The organism is Bacteroides sp. Marseille-P8574, from assembly GCF_902825465.1.
Lineage (GTDB): Bacteria > Bacteroidota > Bacteroidia > Bacteroidales > Bacteroidaceae > Bacteroides > Bacteroides uniformis.
In genome coordinates this window covers 1,027,499-1,047,213 of record NZ_CADEBE010000001.1, presented here as the reverse complement: position 1 = coordinate 1,047,213, position 19,715 = coordinate 1,027,499, and the positions used below count along the sequence as shown (strand labels likewise).

The 19,715-nt window shown below is 46.8% G+C and carries 14 protein-coding genes; 4 read left to right on the top strand and 10 right to left on the bottom strand.

The genetic code is table 11. The annotated features are described in order from the left end of the window. Positions 1 to 5 precede the first annotated feature (5 nt). Positions 6 to 980 (top strand): glycoside hydrolase family 130 protein, encoded by a 975-nt coding sequence (locus HUX74_RS04500; RefSeq protein ID WP_117965961.1) that lies wholly within the window; start codon positions 6 to 8, stop codon positions 978 to 980. A 253-nt stretch (positions 981 to 1,233) separates the two neighbouring features. Next, the gene (locus HUX74_RS04495; RefSeq protein ID WP_174646281.1) at positions 1,234 to 3,477 is read left to right on the top strand and encodes a GH92 family glycosyl hydrolase; all 2,244 of its coding nucleotides are present in this window, start codon (positions 1,234 to 1,236) and stop codon (positions 3,475 to 3,477) included. Positions 3,478 to 3,555: 78 nt separating this feature from the next. Here HUX74_RS04495 and HUX74_RS04490 read toward each other — a convergent pair whose 3' ends face one another. From HUX74_RS04490 to miaA, 9 genes are all read right to left on the bottom strand, one after another. Further along, positions 3,556 to 5,082 (bottom strand): ATP-binding protein, encoded by a 1,527-nt coding sequence (locus HUX74_RS04490; protein WP_174646280.1) that lies wholly within the window; start codon positions 5,080 to 5,082, stop codon positions 3,556 to 3,558. Positions 5,083 to 5,522: 440 nt separating this feature from the next. Beyond that, a complete protein-coding gene (locus HUX74_RS04485) occupies positions 5,523 to 6,407 on the bottom strand; it encodes a TraB/GumN family protein (protein WP_117601112.1) in 885 nt (294 codons plus the stop codon). Between the two features lie 78 nt (positions 6,408 to 6,485). After that, positions 6,486 to 6,998, bottom strand: coding sequence for a C40 family peptidase (locus tag HUX74_RS04480; RefSeq protein ID WP_174646279.1), 513 nt, complete (start codon positions 6,996 to 6,998; stop codon positions 6,486 to 6,488). After that, a complete protein-coding gene (locus HUX74_RS04475) occupies positions 6,995 to 7,804 on the bottom strand; it encodes an ABC transporter ATP-binding protein (RefSeq protein WP_117965970.1) in 810 nt (269 codons plus the stop codon). Before HUX74_RS04475 ends, HUX74_RS04480 begins: the two co-directional genes overlap by 4 nt. 25 nt (positions 7,805 to 7,829) lie before the next feature. Then, positions 7,830 to 9,317, bottom strand: coding sequence for a DUF5687 family protein (locus HUX74_RS04470; RefSeq protein ID WP_174646278.1), 1,488 nt, complete (start codon positions 9,315 to 9,317; stop codon positions 7,830 to 7,832). Between the two features lie 80 nt (positions 9,318 to 9,397). Further along, positions 9,398 to 12,226, bottom strand: coding sequence for a pitrilysin family protein (locus tag HUX74_RS04465; RefSeq protein WP_174646277.1), 2,829 nt, complete (start codon positions 12,224 to 12,226; stop codon positions 9,398 to 9,400). A gap of 103 nt (positions 12,227 to 12,329) precedes the next feature. Then, positions 12,330 to 13,130, bottom strand: coding sequence for a 3-deoxy-8-phosphooctulonate synthase (gene kdsA / locus HUX74_RS04460; RefSeq protein WP_016272640.1), 801 nt, complete (start codon positions 13,128 to 13,130; stop codon positions 12,330 to 12,332). A gap of 23 nt (positions 13,131 to 13,153) precedes the next feature. After that, positions 13,154 to 14,080: a diacylglycerol kinase family protein gene (locus HUX74_RS04455; RefSeq protein WP_005828845.1), complete on the bottom strand. Its 927-nt coding sequence runs from the start codon at positions 14,078 to 14,080 to the stop codon at positions 13,154 to 13,156. Between the two features lie 65 nt (positions 14,081 to 14,145). Beyond that, positions 14,146 to 15,063, bottom strand: coding sequence for a tRNA (adenosine(37)-N6)-dimethylallyltransferase MiaA (miaA, locus tag HUX74_RS04450; protein WP_119961238.1), 918 nt, complete (start codon positions 15,061 to 15,063; stop codon positions 14,146 to 14,148). A gap of 627 nt (positions 15,064 to 15,690) precedes the next feature. Here miaA and HUX74_RS04445 point away from each other — a divergent pair. Next, positions 15,691 to 16,983 carry an MATE family efflux transporter gene (locus HUX74_RS04445; protein ID WP_138345115.1) on the top strand — a complete coding sequence of 431 codons (1,293 nt, stop codon included), beginning with the start codon at positions 15,691 to 15,693 and terminating at the stop codon, positions 16,981 to 16,983. A 14-nt stretch (positions 16,984 to 16,997) separates the two neighbouring features. Then, positions 16,998 to 17,618, top strand: coding sequence for a CatB-related O-acetyltransferase (locus tag HUX74_RS04440; RefSeq protein ID WP_138345117.1), 621 nt, complete (start codon positions 16,998 to 17,000; stop codon positions 17,616 to 17,618). Positions 17,619 to 17,628: 10 nt separating this feature from the next. Here the strand turns inward: HUX74_RS04440 and HUX74_RS04435 are convergent, their stop codons facing one another. Beyond that, positions 17,629 to 19,689 carry a 3'-5' exonuclease gene (locus tag HUX74_RS04435; RefSeq protein ID WP_174646276.1) on the bottom strand — a complete coding sequence of 687 codons (2,061 nt, stop codon included), beginning with the start codon at positions 19,687 to 19,689 and terminating at the stop codon, positions 17,629 to 17,631. Between the last annotated feature and the right edge of the window lie 26 nt (positions 19,690 to 19,715).

The following is a 19,715-nucleotide window of genomic DNA, read 5'->3' as shown; positions in this document are numbered from 1 at the left end:
ATATTATGAACAATAAATTTACTTCAATCCCTTGGGAAGAGCGTCCGGCAGATTGTGCGGATGTGATGTGGCGTTATTCGCAGAATCCCGTTATCGGACGTTACCATATTCCGACGTCCAACAGTATCTTCAATAGTGCAGTGGTGCCTTTTGGCGACGGATTTGCCGGTGTGTTCCGTTGTGACAACCGGGCGGTGCAGATGAATATTTTTGCCGGTTTCAGCAAGGACGGCATCCACTGGGAAATAGAGCATGAGCCAATCAAGTTCAAGGCCGGGAATACGGACATGATAGAGTCCGAATATAAATACGACCCGCGCGTGACATGGATTGAGGATCGCTACTGGATTACGTGGTGCAACGGCTACTACGGTCCCACCATCGGTATCGGCTATACTTTCGATTTCAAGGAGTTCTTCCAGTGCGAGAATGCTTTCTTGCCTTTCAATCGCAACGGTGTATTGTTGCCTCAGAGGTTCGATGGCAAATATGCACTCTTGAGCCGTCCCAGCGACAGTGGCCATACACCTTTTGGCGACATCTACATCAGCTTCAGCCCCGACATGAAGTTCTGGGGCGAACACCGCCATGTGATGGCTCCCACACCTTTCCCCGAAAGTGCCTGGCAATGCACCAAGATAGGGGCGGGTTCGGTACCGTTCCTCACGGACGAAGGTTGGCTGATGTTCTATCACGGCGTGATAACCACTTGCAACGGTTTCCGTTACTCCATGGGGGCGGCTATTCTGGATAAGGACAATCCTGCCAAGTTGCTCTACCGCACCCGTGAGTATCTGCTTGCGCCTGCTGCTCCATACGAACTGGCAGGCGATGTACCCAATGTGGTGTTCCCTTGCGCAGCATTGCAGGATGGAGAACGTGTAGCTGTATACTACGGTGCAGCCGATACGGTAGTGGGGCTTGCCTTTGGCTATATCCGCGAGATTCTGGAGTTCACGAAGCGCACAAGTATTTTGTAAGCACCAAGCAGTTGGCAGGCGCTTGGTATTGCTGAAAAAAACGTCTGCCGTAACTGTCTTATACTTAGTGAAATATCACTGCAAAGATACTGCATGCTTTTTGCAGTGATACTGCAGAGCCGTTGCAGCGCTACTGCAAAGTAGTTTGCAGTGTCACTGCAGACCGTTTGCAGTAACGCTGCAGAGTGCATGCAATGACACCGGCATGGGTAGCGTGCTCACTAACTAATAAAGAACAAATCCCTACTATATTATGAAACGACTGATTACTTTCTGTATCATCTCCTTTGGAATGCTCACGGCATCTATGGCTGCGGAGAAGCAACCGACGGACTATGTGAATCCTTTTATTGGTACCACCAACTTCGGCACTACAAATCCGGGAGCCGTCTGTCCCAATGGAATGATGTCCGTAGTGCCCTTCAACGTGATGGGCTCGGAGGACAACAAATACGATAAAGATGCCCGCTGGTGGTCCACTCCCTATGAGTATCACAATTGTTTCTTCACCGGATATTCGCATGTCAATTTGAGCGGTGTGGGCTGTCCGGAATTGGGTTCTTTGCTGCTGATGCCCACTACGGGAGAGTTGTCCGTGGATTATAAGGAGTATGGAAGCCGCTATAAGGACGAGCAGGCATCCCCCGGATATTACAGCAACTTCCTGACCCGCTACAATGTGAAGACGGAAGTGACGGCAACTCCCCGCACGGGTGTGGCGCGTTTCACCTTTCCTGCTGGGCAAAGCCATGTACTGCTGAATCTGGGCGAAGGTCTGACCAATGAATCGGGAGCTTTTCTGCGTCGGACGGGTGAGTGCGAGTTTGAAGGTATGAAGCTGCTGGGTACTTTCTGCTATAATCCGCAGGCCGTTTTCCCCATCTACTTTGTGATGCGTGTCAACAAGCAGCCTGCTGCTTCGGGCTACTGGAAGAAGCAACGCCCCATGACCGGTGTGGAGGCCGAATGGGATCCCGATAACGGACGCTACAAACTTTACACCGGCTACGGGAAAGAGCTGGCAGGAGATGACATCGGCGCTTACCTTACATTCCATACTGAAGAGGGCGAGCAAGTGGAAGTACAGATGGGAGTCTCTTTTGTGAGTATAGAGAATGCCCGGCTCAATTTGGATATCGAGCAGCAGGGAAAGAACTTCAGCCAAGTGCTGGAGGAAGCCCGTCGTTGCTGGAACGATGACCTCTCGCGCATCCTTGTGGAAGGAGGTACGGAAGAGCAGAAAACCGTTTTTTATACGGCACTCTATCATACGCTGATACATCCCAATATCCTGCAAGATGTGAACGGGGAGTATCCCGCTATGGAGAGTGACAAAATTCTGACCACCAAAGGCGACCGTTATACCGTCTTTTCCTTGTGGGACACTTACCGCAATGTGCACCAGCTTCTTACGCTAGTATATCCCGAACGGCAATTGCAGATGGTGCGCTCCATGCTCGACATGTACCGCGAACACGGCTGGCTTCCCAAATGGGAACTCTACGGCCGTGAGACGCTGACCATGGAAGGTGACCCTTCCATCCCCGTCATCGTCGACACCTGGCTGAAAGGTCTGCGCGACTTTGACATAGAACTGGCCTACGAGGCCATGCGCAAGGGAGCCACCCTGCCGGGGGCGGAGAACCTGCTCCGTCCGGACAATGACGACTATGTGTCATTGGGATATGTGCCTCTGCGGGAGCAGTATGACAATTCCGTTTCACATGCCTTGGAATATTATATTGCCGACAATGCCTTGTCGCGCATAGCTGCTGCGCTTGGCAAGAAGGAGGATGCCCGTCTGTTCCACGAACGTTCGCTGGGCTACAAGCATTATTACTGTAAGGAGTACGGTACTTTCCGTCCCATCTTGCCGGACGGAGAATTCTATGCTCCTTTCAATCCTATGGAAGGTGAGAATTTTGAGCCCAGCCCCGGCTTCCACGAAGGCAATGCTTGGAACTATACTTTCTATGTTCCCCACGATGTGAAAGGGCTTGCCCGGCTCATGGGTGGAAAGAAGCCGTTTGTAGACAAGCTTCAGCGCGTGTTCGACGAAGGGCTGTACGACCCTGCCAACGAACCGGACATTGCATACGCCCATCTTTTCTCTTATTTCAAGGGTGAGGAGTGGCGCACGCAGAAAGAGCTGCACCGCCTTTTGCAGAAGTATTTCAAGAATGCCCCCGGCGGAATTCCCGGCAATGATGATACCGGAACGATGTCCGCTTGGGCTATCTTCAATATGATGGGCTTTTATCCGGATTGTCCCGGAGAACCGGCTTATACGCTATCTACTCCGGTATTTGATAAGGTGTCCATAAAGCTCGACCCTAAGTATTGGGGACGCGACCAACTGGTAATAGAGACGGAACGTCCGTCGGCAGAATCTCTATATATCCGCGAGATGAAGCTGGGAGGAAAAAAACTGTCCCGATATCGTATCACTCATGAAGAACTGGTGCAGGGAGGTAAACTGCAGTTTAGTCTTCGATAGGTATTGTGAGTCAGGATAACATCGGTGATGGTTTAGGTTGCCCGCTGTTGACAGAGTTCATGTCAGTGGCGGGCTTTTCTATGCAGGTTGGCTTCCGGCAGGTTGATAGGGTATTTCGAACCAGAATTCGGAACCTTTCCCCGGAATAGAGCTGACGCCCACTTTTCCGTTCATTTTCCCGGCAATCATGGTGCAGATGGAGAGTCCGAGGCCCGTGCCTTGTTTAAAGCTGTTTAGCTTGACAAAGCGTTCGAATACATCCTTTTGCTTTTCGGGAGGAATGCCGCACCCGGTATCACGGACAAAGAAGCGAATCCTGTCTTCTTGCGGCAGGTGATAACCAATGTCGATGAAACCTTCTTCCGTATGCTTGAGGGCGTTTGACAGATAGTTGTTCAGTACTTGCCTTACCCGCTTGGGAATGGTATGAATGCTACAGCAATCCGTACCGGGGAGGAGACGTATGCAGACTTTGGGCGGAAGTTTCAGTTTTGCCATCGTCTGCATTTCATCAAGCGTCTTGTTTACATCCATATCTCCTTCTGTGAATTCGAGAATGCCGGCTTCGATGCGTGACAGGTCGAGAATATCATTAATCAGTTGCAGCAGCAGTTGGGTGTTTTCTTTGATGATATGTATGTATTCCTTTGTATCTTCGTCTTGTATATAATCGGAAAGTATGGAGGAGAATCCGACAATGGCGTTTAGTGGAGTACGTATCTCGTGGCTCATATTGGCAAGAAAAGCCGATTTCAGGCGGCTGGCTTCTTCTGCTTTCTCTTTGGCTGCCAGTAGTTCGGTGATATCCAGTGCAGAACTGACAATCCATCTCTCTTTTCCTTTGTTGTAGGACACCAGCGTTTTGTGAAACGACAGAACATACTCTCTGCCTTTGGGATTGACAAAGTGCTTGATGTAGGACTGGGGAGTTTCCGACTCTTCGACTTCTTTGTCTGTCTCCTGAATGAAATTATCTTGCATTAGGGGTTTGAACTCCTCTTCATAGTGTCCCACAATATCCTCAGCGGGGACTTCCATCATCTCTGCCGCTTTTTTGTTCCATATCAGGTAGCGTCCTTCGTCGTTTTTGTCTTTTACTGTAGTGGCGATGGGGAGGTTCTCCAGAATACTTTCAAGGAAGAAACGGTATTTTTCGTTTTCCCGGCGTTGGACTTCATCTTCCGTAATGTCGCGTATGAAGGCCATGGCATAATTTCTGTTGAGGTAGACCATGCGCACTGCGATATATAGTTCTTCACTACTTTCCACTCTTATCTTTAGGATCAGGCTGTCCGAAGTGCGGGTATTCAGTACGCGTAACAGCGACGTCATGTATTTCCGGCATTCATCGGCGTCTGTCACTAAATTATTGATATTTAGAACTCCCGAATTCAGAAATGGAAGTCTGTTCGCCTTTTCGGTAGGTGTATTAAGTAGTTTTACGACAATACCTTGTCTGTTCAGCAGATATACTGGAATGTCTATTGCCCGGATAATCTGTCTGTTCAGACTTTTGTATTTATGATTTATCCAGTATAGAAAGCTTGCAGATGTAACGGCAATTAACAGAAATAACTGTACTTCTCCAAATAATGTAAGATGCATACGCGGTGTCTTTCATTTCGTCTGTCCTCATTGACGAAGGTTATTATATAAAAAGCGCGAGGACTGTTATTGTCTATCTGCATTCGAGGCTCTGGAAAATGCCCACACCGTTAATAGACAACAGCCCCCACGCCTAAGTATATAATAACATAGACGTGAAGAAACTGTTGCTATTATCCTGCGGTGTTTAAGAGAATTTTCCAGATTCCGAATAGCAGGGATAATAACTTTCGCTTCTTGCGTTCTTATCGAATCGAGTCAAAAGTGACGTTATCACTATAACAGCCAAGACTTTGGTGCAAAAGTAGTATATTTTTCGGGATGTACAGTATGATGAGGACAATAAAGTGTATATGCAAACAAAGCGTGATGGTATTTGACCGTCACGCTTTGTATAGTCTGCCATTAAAAGTTGTTGTTAGAGAGAATTGTTAGAGGATTTATTTCATGGCTTCTATGGTATATCCTTGTTGTTTCAGAAGGTTCAGCACTCCATTGTCTCCGGGCAGGTGTCCGGCACCGACTACGAAAAGGGTGGGGGCTTCCGTCATGATGGCAGGCATCTTTTCAACCCATGCCTTGTTGCGGTTGTCCAGCATGGCTTCCATCTCTCCGGGCAGCGGGTCGCATGAATTGCCGTCGCGCTCTTCCATCAGTTGCAGCATGGCATCCAGATCCTGCTTTTCATAAGCGGCAATCAGGCGCTTGCTTTGCTCGATACCTTTCTCGATGTCACTGATAGCGCAGTAGAGGAGGTTTGCCTGGCGTTGCAGCGTCTGGCTGTTGAACAGAATGTCTATTTGTGACTGGGCTGTTTCCAGACCGCCAACTTTCTTGCCTTGCTGTCCGGCCTGCTGCTGGAAGTAAGTGTCGAGCTGTTCTTGCGGGTTGAAGCCCGGAGTATGTTTCATGTAGAGCAGGACGACAAGCTGCTGGTTGATGGCAGCCGGTTTCAGTTGAGCAAGCATGGCGATGTCTACCATCATATTCTCTTTTACAACTTTACCCACTTCTTCGTATTGCTCGGGAGTAAAGAGGCTTTGCAGCGTGGTGTCTTTGGGCATCATCATCTGCTGTTGCATGCTTTGCATGAAGGCGGGAGTCGCCATTTCGCTTATCACGACCTCACCGTAGACTTGGGTGGTTTCGTTCATGGCCTGCGGCATGGCGGCGATGCTGTCCTTGATGCTGAGTGGAGAGAGATGGTAAGTACCGAAAATATAGGATGGTTTCTCTAATCCTTTACCGGATACTTTCCATAAAAGTTGTGCATTGGCACTCAGCGCAATGCTGATGAATACGAGGATGCCTAAAAGTTTCTTCATTGTTTTCTTCTTTTAATTGTTTCTGGACTATCAGTCGGGAAAGAGTAAAGAAAATCACAAGAAGGGAAAAAATTAGTATCATTTTATTCTTCCTCCGCAGAGCCAGTGTTGGGTGTAATATTTTTCCCAGAGGTTGCTGACTATGACTCCCTGGCTGGTACTGGCATGTATAAATTTGCCGTCCTTGAGGTAGATACCTACGTGTGCCACTTTTTTGCGGGAAGCACGGCTGGTGAAGAACACCAAATCTCCCTCACGCAAGTTGCGGCGGGAGATTTTGCTGCTCTCTTTCAGTTGCCCGTCTGTGCTTCTCGACAGACGGGTGTGGTAAACTTTCTTATACAGTTGCGATACCAGTCCGGAGCAGTCTGTCCCCCGCTTGCTGTCGCCACCAGCACGATAGGGGGTGCCTATCCATTCGGAGGCATGGATGTACAGCTTGTGGTTGTCCTGCAGTTCAATATCCACTCCCAAACGGACGGATGCCTGTGCCAGGGCTTTGTAGTCCAGGCGTGGCGCGGAGGTATGGCAGGAACTTAGACCTATCAATATGATGGTAAAGGCTACTATATAAGAAAGATATTTTTTCATGCTTCCGAGTTTTTTTCTTCTACCGTTTTATCTTCTTTTTCCGTTATTTCTTCTACGGCTGCTTCTGCTTCTTCTACCGTTTCTTCTACCACGGCTTCTTCCTCCACGCCGACGTTGAAGTAAGCTTCCAATTCCTGTTCGGCAGAGTTGTTCTCATTTCGTATATCGCGGATAATAACACCGTTTTCTAACAATGCAATACGCGGGCAAACGTCCACTGTGTGGTTCAGGTTATGGCTGGAAATGATGACAGTGGCTCCGTGTTCTTCATTGTATCTTTTCAGCAAGTGTTTGATTACGGACTGTGAACTGGGGTCAAGGAAGTTGAACGGTTCATCCAGAATCAACAGTTGCGGATGGTGGAGCATGGCGGAGATGATGCCGATTTTCTGTTTGTTTCCGGCAGAATAGTTGCGGATGAATTTCTTCTGGCCCATTACCTCGCCGTTCATGAAGCGTTCGAAGGGAAGCAGGCGTTCGTCTACCTCCTCTTTCTTCAGACCGTACATCTTGCCGATGAAATAGAAGTATTCTTCGGGAGTGAGGTAGTCTATCAGGAAACCGTCGTCTATAAAGGCTCCCGTGAAGTTCTTCCAGTCCTCACTTTTGCTGACGTCAATGTCATTGATGGTTACATTGCCCCGGTCTGCCTGTAGCAAGTCAAGAATAAGGCGGAAGAGGGTGGTCTTGCCTGCACCGTTGTTGCCTACCAGTCCCAGCATATCGCCTTGCCCGATGGTGTAGTTCTCTATATCTACGGCTTTTTTTGTGCCGAAATTCTTCTGTAAATTATTGATGCGTATCATGTTAGTGATTGATGTTTAATGATTTCTATTTCTGTCTACTGTCCCTGAAGCCTTCCATATTCTTGTAGCGGCGTTTCATGAGTCGGTGATATACATTCATCAGCCAGAATTTGGAAGTGGCGATAAATGCCACGCCGATGCCGATAAGTATCCAGGGGGTGACCTCTTTGCCAAAGATGGCATTCAGTGCAAAAAGCAGCAGTAAAGGTATGCCGAAAGCACCTCCTGAAATCAGATTCTGCAGACCGGTGCCTATATTCTGCCGGCTGGTCATCTTTGAATTCAGGTCGGTAGTCTTGTTGTTGTATACTGCCAACTGGAACAGACAGCAGTATACGGCTCCCGGAATGAATATCAGCCATGCAATGCAACCGAGTACGGATACCTTCCCGGTAACCATACCGGGAATCATCAGAATCGTAGGAATGAGCAATGCAATGCTGTACAGTATGTATTTGGCACGCAGCAGCGAGTAGATAGATTCCTTGCGGCTCATCAGTCCGTCAATGTAATTGCCTTCGTAACCCATCAGTGTGCTGAGGAACATGATGCCGAAGATAATGTAGTTATAAAGGACGAAGAAATCTCTCAGACCTCCGTCATACACATCGGAAAAGCTAATGATACTACTGAACATTATCACTACACCGGTGATGGAATAGAGCGAACGCTTACAAATCTTGTTGCGTAGCAATAACTTGAGTTCCAGTTTCATGTATTCGCCTATTTCGCCGTAGCGGTCGAGGAATTTGTATTCGGATACATGTTTTATCCGTGTATCTTCCACTTTGTTCAGTTCATTGTAGATGAGTTTCTGCATCAGGGTGCGGTTGATGAACCACATGAGGGCGATGGCAGCCAGTACACCGATGAATGACAGTATATTGCCGGTGATGAACCCTTCTCCCAGATTGACAAAACAGTCGAAAAGCGGACTGTTGTCCGGAATGAATAGTGCGGCGGCAATGCCACCATATACTACTACCGGTAATGCCAGCCACCAGATGCGCTCACCCATCAGTGTGCGGCACAACAAGAACCAGTAGTTATTGAATACCATCAGCAGCCAGATGCCAATGCAATAGGTCAGCACACCACTGATTCCATAGAATTTGGTGACGGTGATGATGGAAAACGGAACAAACAGAAACAGCCAGAACAGATTGAAGCCATCCAGTCCGGAACGGATCAGCAGGAAGTCTATAAGACGATTCCGTTTGATGGGAAGCAGCAGGTAGGGCTTCACTTCCTGGGTGGGTGTTTTTTGGAAAGGCAGGCGTATCAGGAAATCCAGCACAAGGACAAATATCAATCCGGAGTTCATTACGTGATAGGCTTCTGTGGCACCACCGTCAAAGGCGAATGCAAAGGTCGTACCGAAGAATATCAGGTAACCGGCCCAGAAGACGAACATGAAGTACATCCAGAATTTTCCGAATTTACTTTTTTCGTACATCGGATTTCGTTTTTCCGCCAGTTTTCCGTGCTTGCGCAAATCTAAGAAAAGACTCATAGTATTTGTATATATAGAGTTTGTATAAAAAAGGCTGCGCTGCCTTTTAAACAACGCAGCCTTCTGTGTGTATGGCTCTCTTATTCTTTGTCAGGAGTTTCAGGACTGATCATTGATACCTCAATCTCATTCTTCTGCTTGAACAAGTCGTCGGTGAACTTCTGGATGTCCTTCACGGTAATGCTGTTGACTATCTGTTCGTAATCCTTTATCGGATTCATACCGGTGAACAGGTATTCGTCAATACTTCCCAGCCAGTAGCTGTTCTCCTTCAAGTCTTCGGCGTGTTTTTTCAGCATGAACTCTTTCACTTTATTCAGATCTCCTTCCGACGGACCTGCTTTGGCGATGTTGTCGAGTTCTGTAAAGATAATCTGCATCAACTTTTCTCTTTTTGCCGGAGCGGTTTCGAATATAATCTGCAGAAGGGCCTTTTCTTTCGGATATTTGCTTAACTGGCCGCCTACATATACACCGTAAGTGCCACCTTCGTCTTCACGTACCTTGGCTGTATAAACCAAGTCAAGAATCTGGCTGGTCATATCCAGCAGGATGTCATTTTTCAGGTCGTACTTGCAGTCACCGCTCAGCAGGACAAAATTCGACGCTTTAGCAGTTTCCTGCTTCCTTACGAACTCATTCTTGTAAATTCCTTGGCGCATGTCGACTTTATTGTCCTTGAATGTTTCCTTGCGGTTGATGGCAGGCAGTGCACCCAGGTACTCGGCGATGAGCGGTTTCATTTCCTCCACATTCACATTTCCTACAAAGATAAAGGTAAAATCGCTGGCATCTTTGTAGCGGTCTTGATACATAGACAGAATCTTGTTATAATCCATCTTGTCAATCATGTCCGCCTTTATTCTGGCTCTTCTGGGATGGTGCATGTAAATACCGGCCGAGACAGAGTCACTGAACGCCACCTGGGGATTCATTTCCATATTTTGCAAAGCAGCTTTGTTGCGGTTCTTGTAGGATGCAAAGGCATCGTCGTCACGGCGCGGGGCGGTGAACGTCAAGTAAGTGAGCTGCATCATTGTCTCGAAGTCTTTCGGTGAACAGCTGCCATTGACGGTTTCTGTCTTGTCACCGATACCATAGCTGACGGAAGCTTTCTTGCCAGCCAGAACTTTTTCCAGGTCTACGGCACTGAAATTACCCAGACCACCGATACTCACTGCATCCAGTCCGTTGATGTTGATGATTTCCGAGTCGGGGAACAAGGAACTGCCGCCCAGGCTGACTCCCTTCATGCGGATTTCGTCTGCCTTGAAGTCTGTCTTCTTGATAATGACCTTGACTCCGTTGGAGAGTGTCAGCGTTGTAGTGCTGAATATATCATCTGTCTGCTCGGATACAATCTTTCCGCCTTTCGGGGCTTCGGCCATCAAAGGTTCATCCGATACCTTGTCTACGTAGGCAGTCAGTTTTTCAGCTTTAATATCTTTCAGTATCTTCTTGATTGCATCTTCTGTCGGCATTTTCAATCCTTCCTTATCCGGACCGAGAATTGCGACTACCTGGTTACTGTCTGTCACGAGGGCTTGCATCATCTGGTTCAGTGCGGCAACCGGAATGGCGGGAGCTATCTGATTGATGATGGCGTATTCGTTTTCGATGCCTGGAATCGGTTCGTTATCGAGGAAATGACGGACATATTCATCCACGTACTCTTCATTCTTGCGTTTGTCACGCTCGTTATAAGCAGATTCCAGTTGGCGCAGATATTCGGCACGGGCACGGTTGTATTCCGTTTCCGTAAAGCCGAATTGGCGGGCGCGTTCTGTTTCGCGCAGGAGAGTGGCTATTCCATTTTCTATGGCATCTTCCTTGCAGACAACGACACCGGTGAAGGCATCTTTGGTTTTGGCAACAAAGAAATCATCGTCATAAGTGGCGGCATATATATAAGGAGGATTGGCGGTCTGTACCAATTCGTTCAGACGCGCATTCAGCATATTGTTGATGAGCGTGGTTGCATAATTCTGTACCAGATAGCCCATGTCGCCTTTCTGCTCGTCAGGAGTGGCTTCGTGCTTGTTGAAGATGAGGGCTTGTACATTGGACTGTTCCTTGTCCTGATAAACCAATACAATAGGCTCCTTGTTGTCGTTTACCGGATAGTACTCGCGTTTGGCAGCATTGGGCTGGGCGGGAATATCAGAAAATATTTTCTTGATTCGGGCTTCGATGGCGTCCACATCTATATCGCCAACTACCACAATACCCTGAAGGTCCGGACGGTACCACTTTTCATAGTAGTCTCTCAAAGTTTGCGGTTTGAAGTTCATAACGACCTCCATCGTTCCGATAGGGAAACAAGTGGCATACTTCGTTCCTTCGAACATGACTGGAAGCATCTTCTCCTGGAAGCGTTGTATGGCGCTCATACGGGTGCGCCATTCTTCGTTGATGACTCCGCGTTCCTTGTCTATTTCCTTCGGGTCCAGGGTCAAATCGTTACTCCAGTCGTGCAGAATCAGCAGGCAGGAGTCGATGGCTCCCGGAGTAGTGACCGGCACATTGGAAATGTTGTATACGGTTTCGTCTACGGAAGTATAGGCGTTCAAGTTCTCACCGAATTTCACCCCGATACGCTCCAGGTATTGCTTCAGTGCATCACCGGGGAAGTGGGTCGTTCCATTGAAACACATGTGTTCCAGGAAGTGGGCAAGGCCGCGCTGGTCGGCTTCTTCCTGAATGGAGCCTACCTTTTGGGCAATGTAAAAGTCGGCCCGGTTTGCAGGCTGGCTGTTCTTGCGGATATAATAGGTCAATCCGTTGTCCAACTTTCCGATACGGACATTTTTGTCGACCGGGATAGGCGGCATTTGCTGTGCAAATACCTGCTGAAAATTGCAGCAAAGAATTAACGCTACAATCCATAAACCACGTAATAGATGTTTCATATTATTATGAATTTAAATTGTTCTTGAACTATCTGTCGGACAGCCCTTAGATAAATCACAACTTCTGTTGTTTTTTTCGGATTCCATTCCGGATAAATGGAATTTATCTGACTGCTTTCCGGATGCGGACCAATTTGGTCAGCAGGTCTTCCAGCAGGTCGAGTTTCAGCATGTTGGCGCCGTCACTCTTGGCTACGGCGGGATTTTCGTGGGTTTCGATGAACAGTCCGTCTACACCTACGGCAACACCGGCTTTGGCTACGGTCTCGATAAGTTGCGGCATACCTCCCGTGACACCACTGGTCTGGTTGGGCTGTTGCAGGGAGTGGGTTACATCCAGGATGACAGGGAAACCGAAGGTCTGCATTTCGGGGATGCCGCGATAGTCGATGACTAAATCCTGATAACCGAAAGTAGTTCCGCGTTCCGTCAGCATGACGTTCCTATTGCCTGCTTCCACTACTTTATCAGCCGCAAAGCGCATGGCAAGCGGAGAGAGGAACTGCCCTTTCTTGATGTTGATGGTTTTTCCGGTTTTGGCGGCGGCTACAAGCAGGTCTGTCTGCCGGCAGAGGAAGGCGGGAATTTGCAGAATATCCACATATTCGGCAGCCATGGTGGCTTCTTCGGCGGCATGAATATCGGTTACGGTAGGTACTCCGAAAGTGGTGTGCACTTTTTGCAGTATCTTCAGCGCCTTTTCGTCACCGATACCCATAAAGGAATCCAGACGCGAACGGTTGGCTTTACGGTACGACCCTTTGAATACGTATGGGATTTGCAGTTTTTCTGTGATGGTCACGATACGTTCGGCAATGCGCATTGCCATTTCTTCTCCTTCAATGACACAAGGACCTGCCAGTAGGAAGAAGTTTCCGGTAGGATTATTCTTTAATTCAATCATAGGTTGTTACTGATTAAGTATTTTCAATTGGGTATAATCAATGTTATCGCTTCGTGCAGTACGCTGATGTCCAGTGGAAAATGACGGTCGAGAATACGTCCGTCCAAATCGACAGAGGCATTTTGCGCACGCAGCACTTTTACTTTTTGCGTACGGTAGGGCATCACTACCTTATGGTTCAGAATCCGTCCCTGGATAAGCATCCATAGCCCCGACCATAGTTGCAGCAATTCGGGACGGTAAATGACGGAAACATCCAGCCAGCCATTATAGGGCACTGCGCTCGGCGCCTGGCCGTATCCCCACGCACTGCCTATGCAGACAGTCATGATGCGTCCGCGTATATGCTCGCCGTTTATCTTGAGATGCATGCGGTACAACTTACGTTCGAAGATAATGGATAGCAGTGCCATGAAGTAGGAGAGGAATTTCACTCCCCAAAAACGCTTGCACTGGTCGGTGATTTTCACGATACGGGCTCCCAGACCTATGTTGATGGCATTGAGAAAGTAGCGTGTCAGATGCTTTTCACCGTCGTAATAATAGCAGGTACCCACGTCTATTTTCCGGCGGCGGTTGTTGATGATGCAATCCACCGCTTTCTTGTAGTCCGAACTCATTTCCCAATAGTCGGCAAAGTCATTTCCTATACCATTGGGGATGATGCCGATGGCTATATTCTCCTTGTCCGGTGCATTGGAAAGCATGATGCCGTTAATGACGTCATTCAGTGCGCCGTCACCGCCTACTACAACAATGGTGCGGTAGCCGTTGTTGGCAAGGATACCTGCCAGACGCTCTACCGAACCGAATCCTTCGGACTGCACATAGTCGTAAGGCACACCTTTGCTGTCCATGTATTCTTTGATTTCTTTCCACCGTTTCTGCACTTTCCGCGTTCCGGCCTTGGGGTTGTATATTACTCCCAACTTTTCGGGTTCTGCACTCATGATTCTATTTACAATTTGACTATTTACAGTTTACGATTTAAATCACCCGGTTCTTCATCATTTCATCATCCTTCCAACTTCTTCTTTACAAAAGCTATCTTTTCTTCCATCGGCCATCGGGCATTCATCCAATGGATGGTAAATCCACGCCGTTCCATACCGCGGAACCAGGTCATCTGGCGTTTGGCAAACTGGTGGATGGCTGTTTCCAGTTGCGTGAACATCTCTTCATAGGTCAGCTTGCCGATGACATAAAGTGTCAGATACTTGTATTCCAGTCCGTAATAGATGAGGTCATCCGGTTGGATGCCTTGCTCTATCAGACGACGCACTTCGTCTATCATTCCTTCTTCCAGACGCTGGTGCAGGCGGCGGGTGATTTTCTCCCGACGCAGTTCCCGGTTGATGTCCACACCAATGATGAGGCTGTTCAGCTGGGGGAAGGAGCGTTCGTCTACTGGGGTATGGGCATAATACTCTTCGATTTCGATGGCTCGTATGGCACGTTTGGCTGTGTCTACGTCCGTAGTATTGTGCAGGCTTTTGTAACCTTTCAGTATGTCGGTCAGTTCTTCCAGCGATTTGTCTGCCAGACGGGTGCGCAACTCGGGATTCTCGGGTACGGGCAGCAGACGGTAGCCTTTCAGCACTGATTCGAGATACATTCCGGTTCCTCCACATACAACGGGCAGGCAACCTTTTTGTTTAATAGTCTCGTAAGCATTCAAGAAATCACGCTGATACTCGAAAACATTGTACTTATAGCCCGGGTCGGCTATGTCGATGAGGTGATAGGGAATCTGTTTCCCGTCGACGGTATAGTCGGCAAGGTCTTTGCCGGTGCCCAGGTCCATCCCCCGATAGATTTGCCGTGAATCGGCACTGATGATTTCCGTATGGAGTTCGGCGGCCAAGGCGGCTGCAAATGGAGTCTTTCCTGAGGCGGTAGGTCCTAATATGGCGATTAAATCATAGTCTGGCATATATAAGTTCTTGTTAATCTCACTACAAAGATAGTGCAAACCGAATGCAGAATAAAATGAACTCGTTCATTTTTTATGCTGAGGTGCAGCTTATCTTCGTGTTAGTGCAAAGATAATGCAAACTGGGAGTATAATGGAAAGAACTTGCTCATTTTTTTACGTGATGCTATACCTTCTTTTCTACTTTGAAGCAGAAAAAGTGAAAAAGGACGTGAAAACGAGCATTAATCTTATTAAAATGTGTTATGAAACATGCTTTTTTTCTTGGAAAGTTTGTCAATGTCCCAAAAGTCCGTACATTTGCAATGTGTTTTTCATAGTATTAGATTTAAGGTTAACAAAGGTTGGAGTACAGCGGTACTCCTTTTTTTATGCCCTAAACTGAACTTTGGCACTTTTTTTCTATATTTTTGCACTATATATTGAATGAACAAACATATTCACCTCTTATGAAGCTCTGTATATAGCTACGCTCAACGAATAGCCCTGCTTGATAAAGCTATTCAGCTATCTGGCAAACGATGACCCGTTTGCCACAGAGATTGTGTATCCTTTTATTCATGAATTTGCAGGATGGCATGCTGTACTTGTACAGTGTGTTGTTTTGTGCTATTTTATTGTTGAGCAATGCATTATACATATAAACAGATATGGATTATCAACTTTCCGGTAATGATGAGCATTTTGATGGAGCAGCTGATAAATATAACCGATGCTGTTTTCTTAGGTCACGTTGGCGAGGTGGAATTGGGAGCATCTGCCATTGCAGGGATTTATTATTTGGCGGTCTACATGCTTGGGTTTGGGTTTAGTATCGGATTGCAGGTGATGATTGCTCGAAGGAATGGAGAATGTGGCTATGGTAAGGCTGGAAAGATATTCTTTCAAGGTTTCTTCTTTTTATCGGGATTGGCCATTTTGCTTTGTCTGCTGATGCAGGCAAGTTCTCCTTTCATATTGGGAAGGTTGATTTCCTCACCGGAGATTTATCGGGCTGTAATTCAGTATCTGGACTGGCGCAGTTTCGGTTTGCTGTTTTCGTTTCCGTTTTTGGTTATCCGTTCTTTTCTTGTGGGAATAACATGCACTCGGGCATTATCGTGGGCTGCTGCCGTTGCAGTAGTGATTAATATTCCTTTGAATTATATTCTGATATTCGTTGGAGGACTGGGAATATCGGGAGCTGCCATTGCTTCTTCTCTGGCAGAGATGGGTTCTTTGGTGATGCTTCTTTTCTATGTATGGCTGAAAATAGATAAAGGGAAATATGGATTGAAACCGGTATATGACGGAAAGCTGTTGGTGGATGTGCTGAGCTTGTCGGTATGGAGCATGCTTCATGCCTTTATCAGCGTGGCTCCGTGGTTCTTGTTCTTTGTGGCGGTGGAACATTTGGGTAAAACGGAATTAGCCATTTCCAATATTACGCGAAGTGTATCTGCTGTCTTTTTTGTAATAGTCAATTCTTTTGCGGTCACTACGGGTTCGCTGGTCAGTAATGCGATTGGGGCTGGAGAAAGGAGGGCTGTTTTCATTATCTGCCGTAAGATACTGAGGTTGGGCTATTCTGCTGGATTTCCACTGATAGGGGTAGCTGTATGTTATAATCGCTTGATAATAGGAATCTATACAGATAACGAACTGTTAACAGAGCAGGCTTTCATCCCTTTTGTTGTGACGTTGCTGAATTATACCTTTGCCTTGCCAGGCTATGTATATCTCAACGCAGTTGGAGGAACCGGTAAAACCCGGATTACTTTTCTTTTCCAAGTGACTACCACTGTCGTGTATCTGGGGTATCTTTATTGGTTAAGCGCTTGCACTCATGCATCCTTGGCTATTTACTTAACGGCAGAATACCTTTTTGTGATTTTGCTGGCACTGCAATCGGTTTTCTATTTAAGAAGTAAACAATATTAGAAACATATCGAATTATGATGACTAAAATATATCCGCGTACGGGAGATAAGCAAACCGTATATCTTAATGCTGTTGTAAAGGATCCTCGAATAGAGGTTGGTGACTATACTATTTATAATGATTTTGTAGCTGACCCTTTGTTGTTCGAGAAAAACAATGTGCTGTATCATTACCCCATCCATCAGGAGAGGCTGGTTATTGGTAAATTCTGTTCCATTGCTTGCGGTACGAAATTTCTGTTCAACTGTGCCAATCATACGTTGAAATCTCTGTCTACTTATACATTTCCTTTATTTTACGAAGAGTGGGGATTGAAGAAATCGGACATAACGGATGCATGGGATGACAAAGGAGATATTATAATAGGTAATGATGTTTGGATTGGTTATGAAGCGGTGATAATGGCTGGTGTTCATATAGGAGATGGGGCGATTATTGGTGCACGTGCTGTTGTGACTAAAGATGTTCCCCCTTATACAATTGTAGGGGGAACTCCTGCCAAAGAAATCAGGAAACGTTTTGATGAGGATGTGGTGAAGAAATTATTGCGGCTGCAATGGTGGGATTGGTCGATTGATGAGATACGCCGTTACTTGCCGCATCTTGTACAAGGCTGTTGGGATAGATTTCCTTAATAATCCATCATCAGTGAGTTGCCGGTCTTGCCTCGTGAAATGTCAAGGTTAGGCGGTGCATAGCTCTGGTTACAGCTACATAAAGCATACTCTTGTCAATTTCCGAACGGTAATTTCTCTCATCCGTCTGTGGAATAATGACTTCGTCAAACTCAAGCCCTTTTGCCATGTGGGCAGAGGTGATGACGATGCCTTGCACAAATGCGGAGCTTTGACTTGATAGGAAGCTGATATCATTGGCATATGATTTCAGCATGTCTGCCATCTCCTTGGCTTGCTGCTCCGTCTTGCATATGATGCCAAGAGATTTATATCCGGATTTCCGGTAAGTGGAGATTAGTCCCATAATGCCGGACAGTTCTTCTACGGCACTGCCGAACTGCAGGATTTGTGGCTTTTCTCCATGCCGGGCAACCGGTTCCAGCTCTGCGTTGGGATGAATCTTTTGCGCAAAATCCGTAATCTCGAAGGTGGAACGATAACTCTTACACAATTTCATGATTTCACTTGCAGTAAGTGACTTTTGGATAGTTTCTGCTGTGGATGAGCCATAAGGATTCACGGACTGTCCTGCATCGCCCAACACGGTTTTCCGGCATGGAAAGAGTTTCTGTATTACCTTGTACTGTATGGGCGAATAGTCCTGCATCTCATCTATCAACAGATGTTTGACTCTGCATGGCTGGTTCCCGTTTCCCTCCAATGCCAAGTGTAGGTATGCCAGCGGTGCCAAGTCTGAGTATTCGAGTGTATGTCCCTTTCGCATTTTGAACATTCCGGGATTATTTGTCCATTTAAAGAAATCTTTGTAGACTTGAATGTCGTTATTACCTGCAAACATTAGTCTGATTTCTTTCTTCAGAAGGTTTCTTCCGGCGGTGGTTACCGTAAAGGCGTATTGTATTTTCAACATATCCAGCATATAATCAGCCATAGCTTCAAATCGTCGGCGTATGGGGTAACGGTTGAAACGTAGGTACTGTTCTTCGATAAACGGGGCAGGTATGGTGATGTATTTGGTCAGCTTCACATCTGCTGCCTTGAAGTAGGTGTTCTCTATGTGGAGGATAAACTTGTCAAGCTCTGAAATGAAACCGAAAGAGGCTTTATAGGCTATTCTGTCGATGAGGCTTGAGGATGGCTTCTCTAACAGTTCATTCACTAACCCGAAGTATGTTTGGTACTTATATTTGTGTTCCAACACTCCGGAGAGTATTTGTTCCATACTGGTTTCGGGCACGGTTTCTTCCCCAAGTTCGGGGAGGACGTTGGAGATGTAATCGGAAAACACTTTGTTGGGGGAGACAATCAGAATATCTTTTGACGAGATGCTGTCTCTGAAGGTATAGAGCAGGTAGGCTATGCGGTGCAGGGCTATGGATGTTTTTCCAGAGCCGGCCACTCCTTGAATAATAAGCGTGCGGATATCTTTGTTGCGGATAATCTGGTTCTGTTCCCGTTGGATGGTGGCAACGATATTTTTCATCTTGTCATCTACATTGGAACTTAACTCTTTTTGCAGAATGTCGTCATGGACGGTCAGGGCACTTTCAATCATAAATTCCATTTTGCCGCCCCGAATTCTGTATTGGCGTTTTAGGGAAATTTCTCCTTTAATCTCTCCCGATGGAGACCGATAGCCTGCTTCTCCTAATTCATGGTCATAGAACATGCTCGAAACAGGTGCTCGCCAGTCATGGATAAGGGTAGCTCGACTTTCCGGGTCATAGAAGGTATGGATGCCTATATAGATAGGCATCACTTTGCTGTTTTCTTTCTTTTCCAAAAAATCAATTCGTCCGAAGTAAGGAATGGCAAGTATCTTGGTGAGCCGCTTACGCTTGTTGATTACACTTTCCCCCAAGGCAAAATGGTTTAGGATGCTTTCGCGCATGGAGCGTATCTCGTGCGGGTCGATGTCTTTGTTGGACCAGATATAGTCTTTGTATTCTGCCAAGGTGTCGACGTGGTCTTTCACTGATGCGTCGGTATTACCGATAACCTTTTTCAGAAAACTGATTATTTGCTTTAAATATTCTTTCTCTTGTTTCTCTGTTTGATTGAATGCCATAATTAGTTGTTGCTAAAAATAAGACA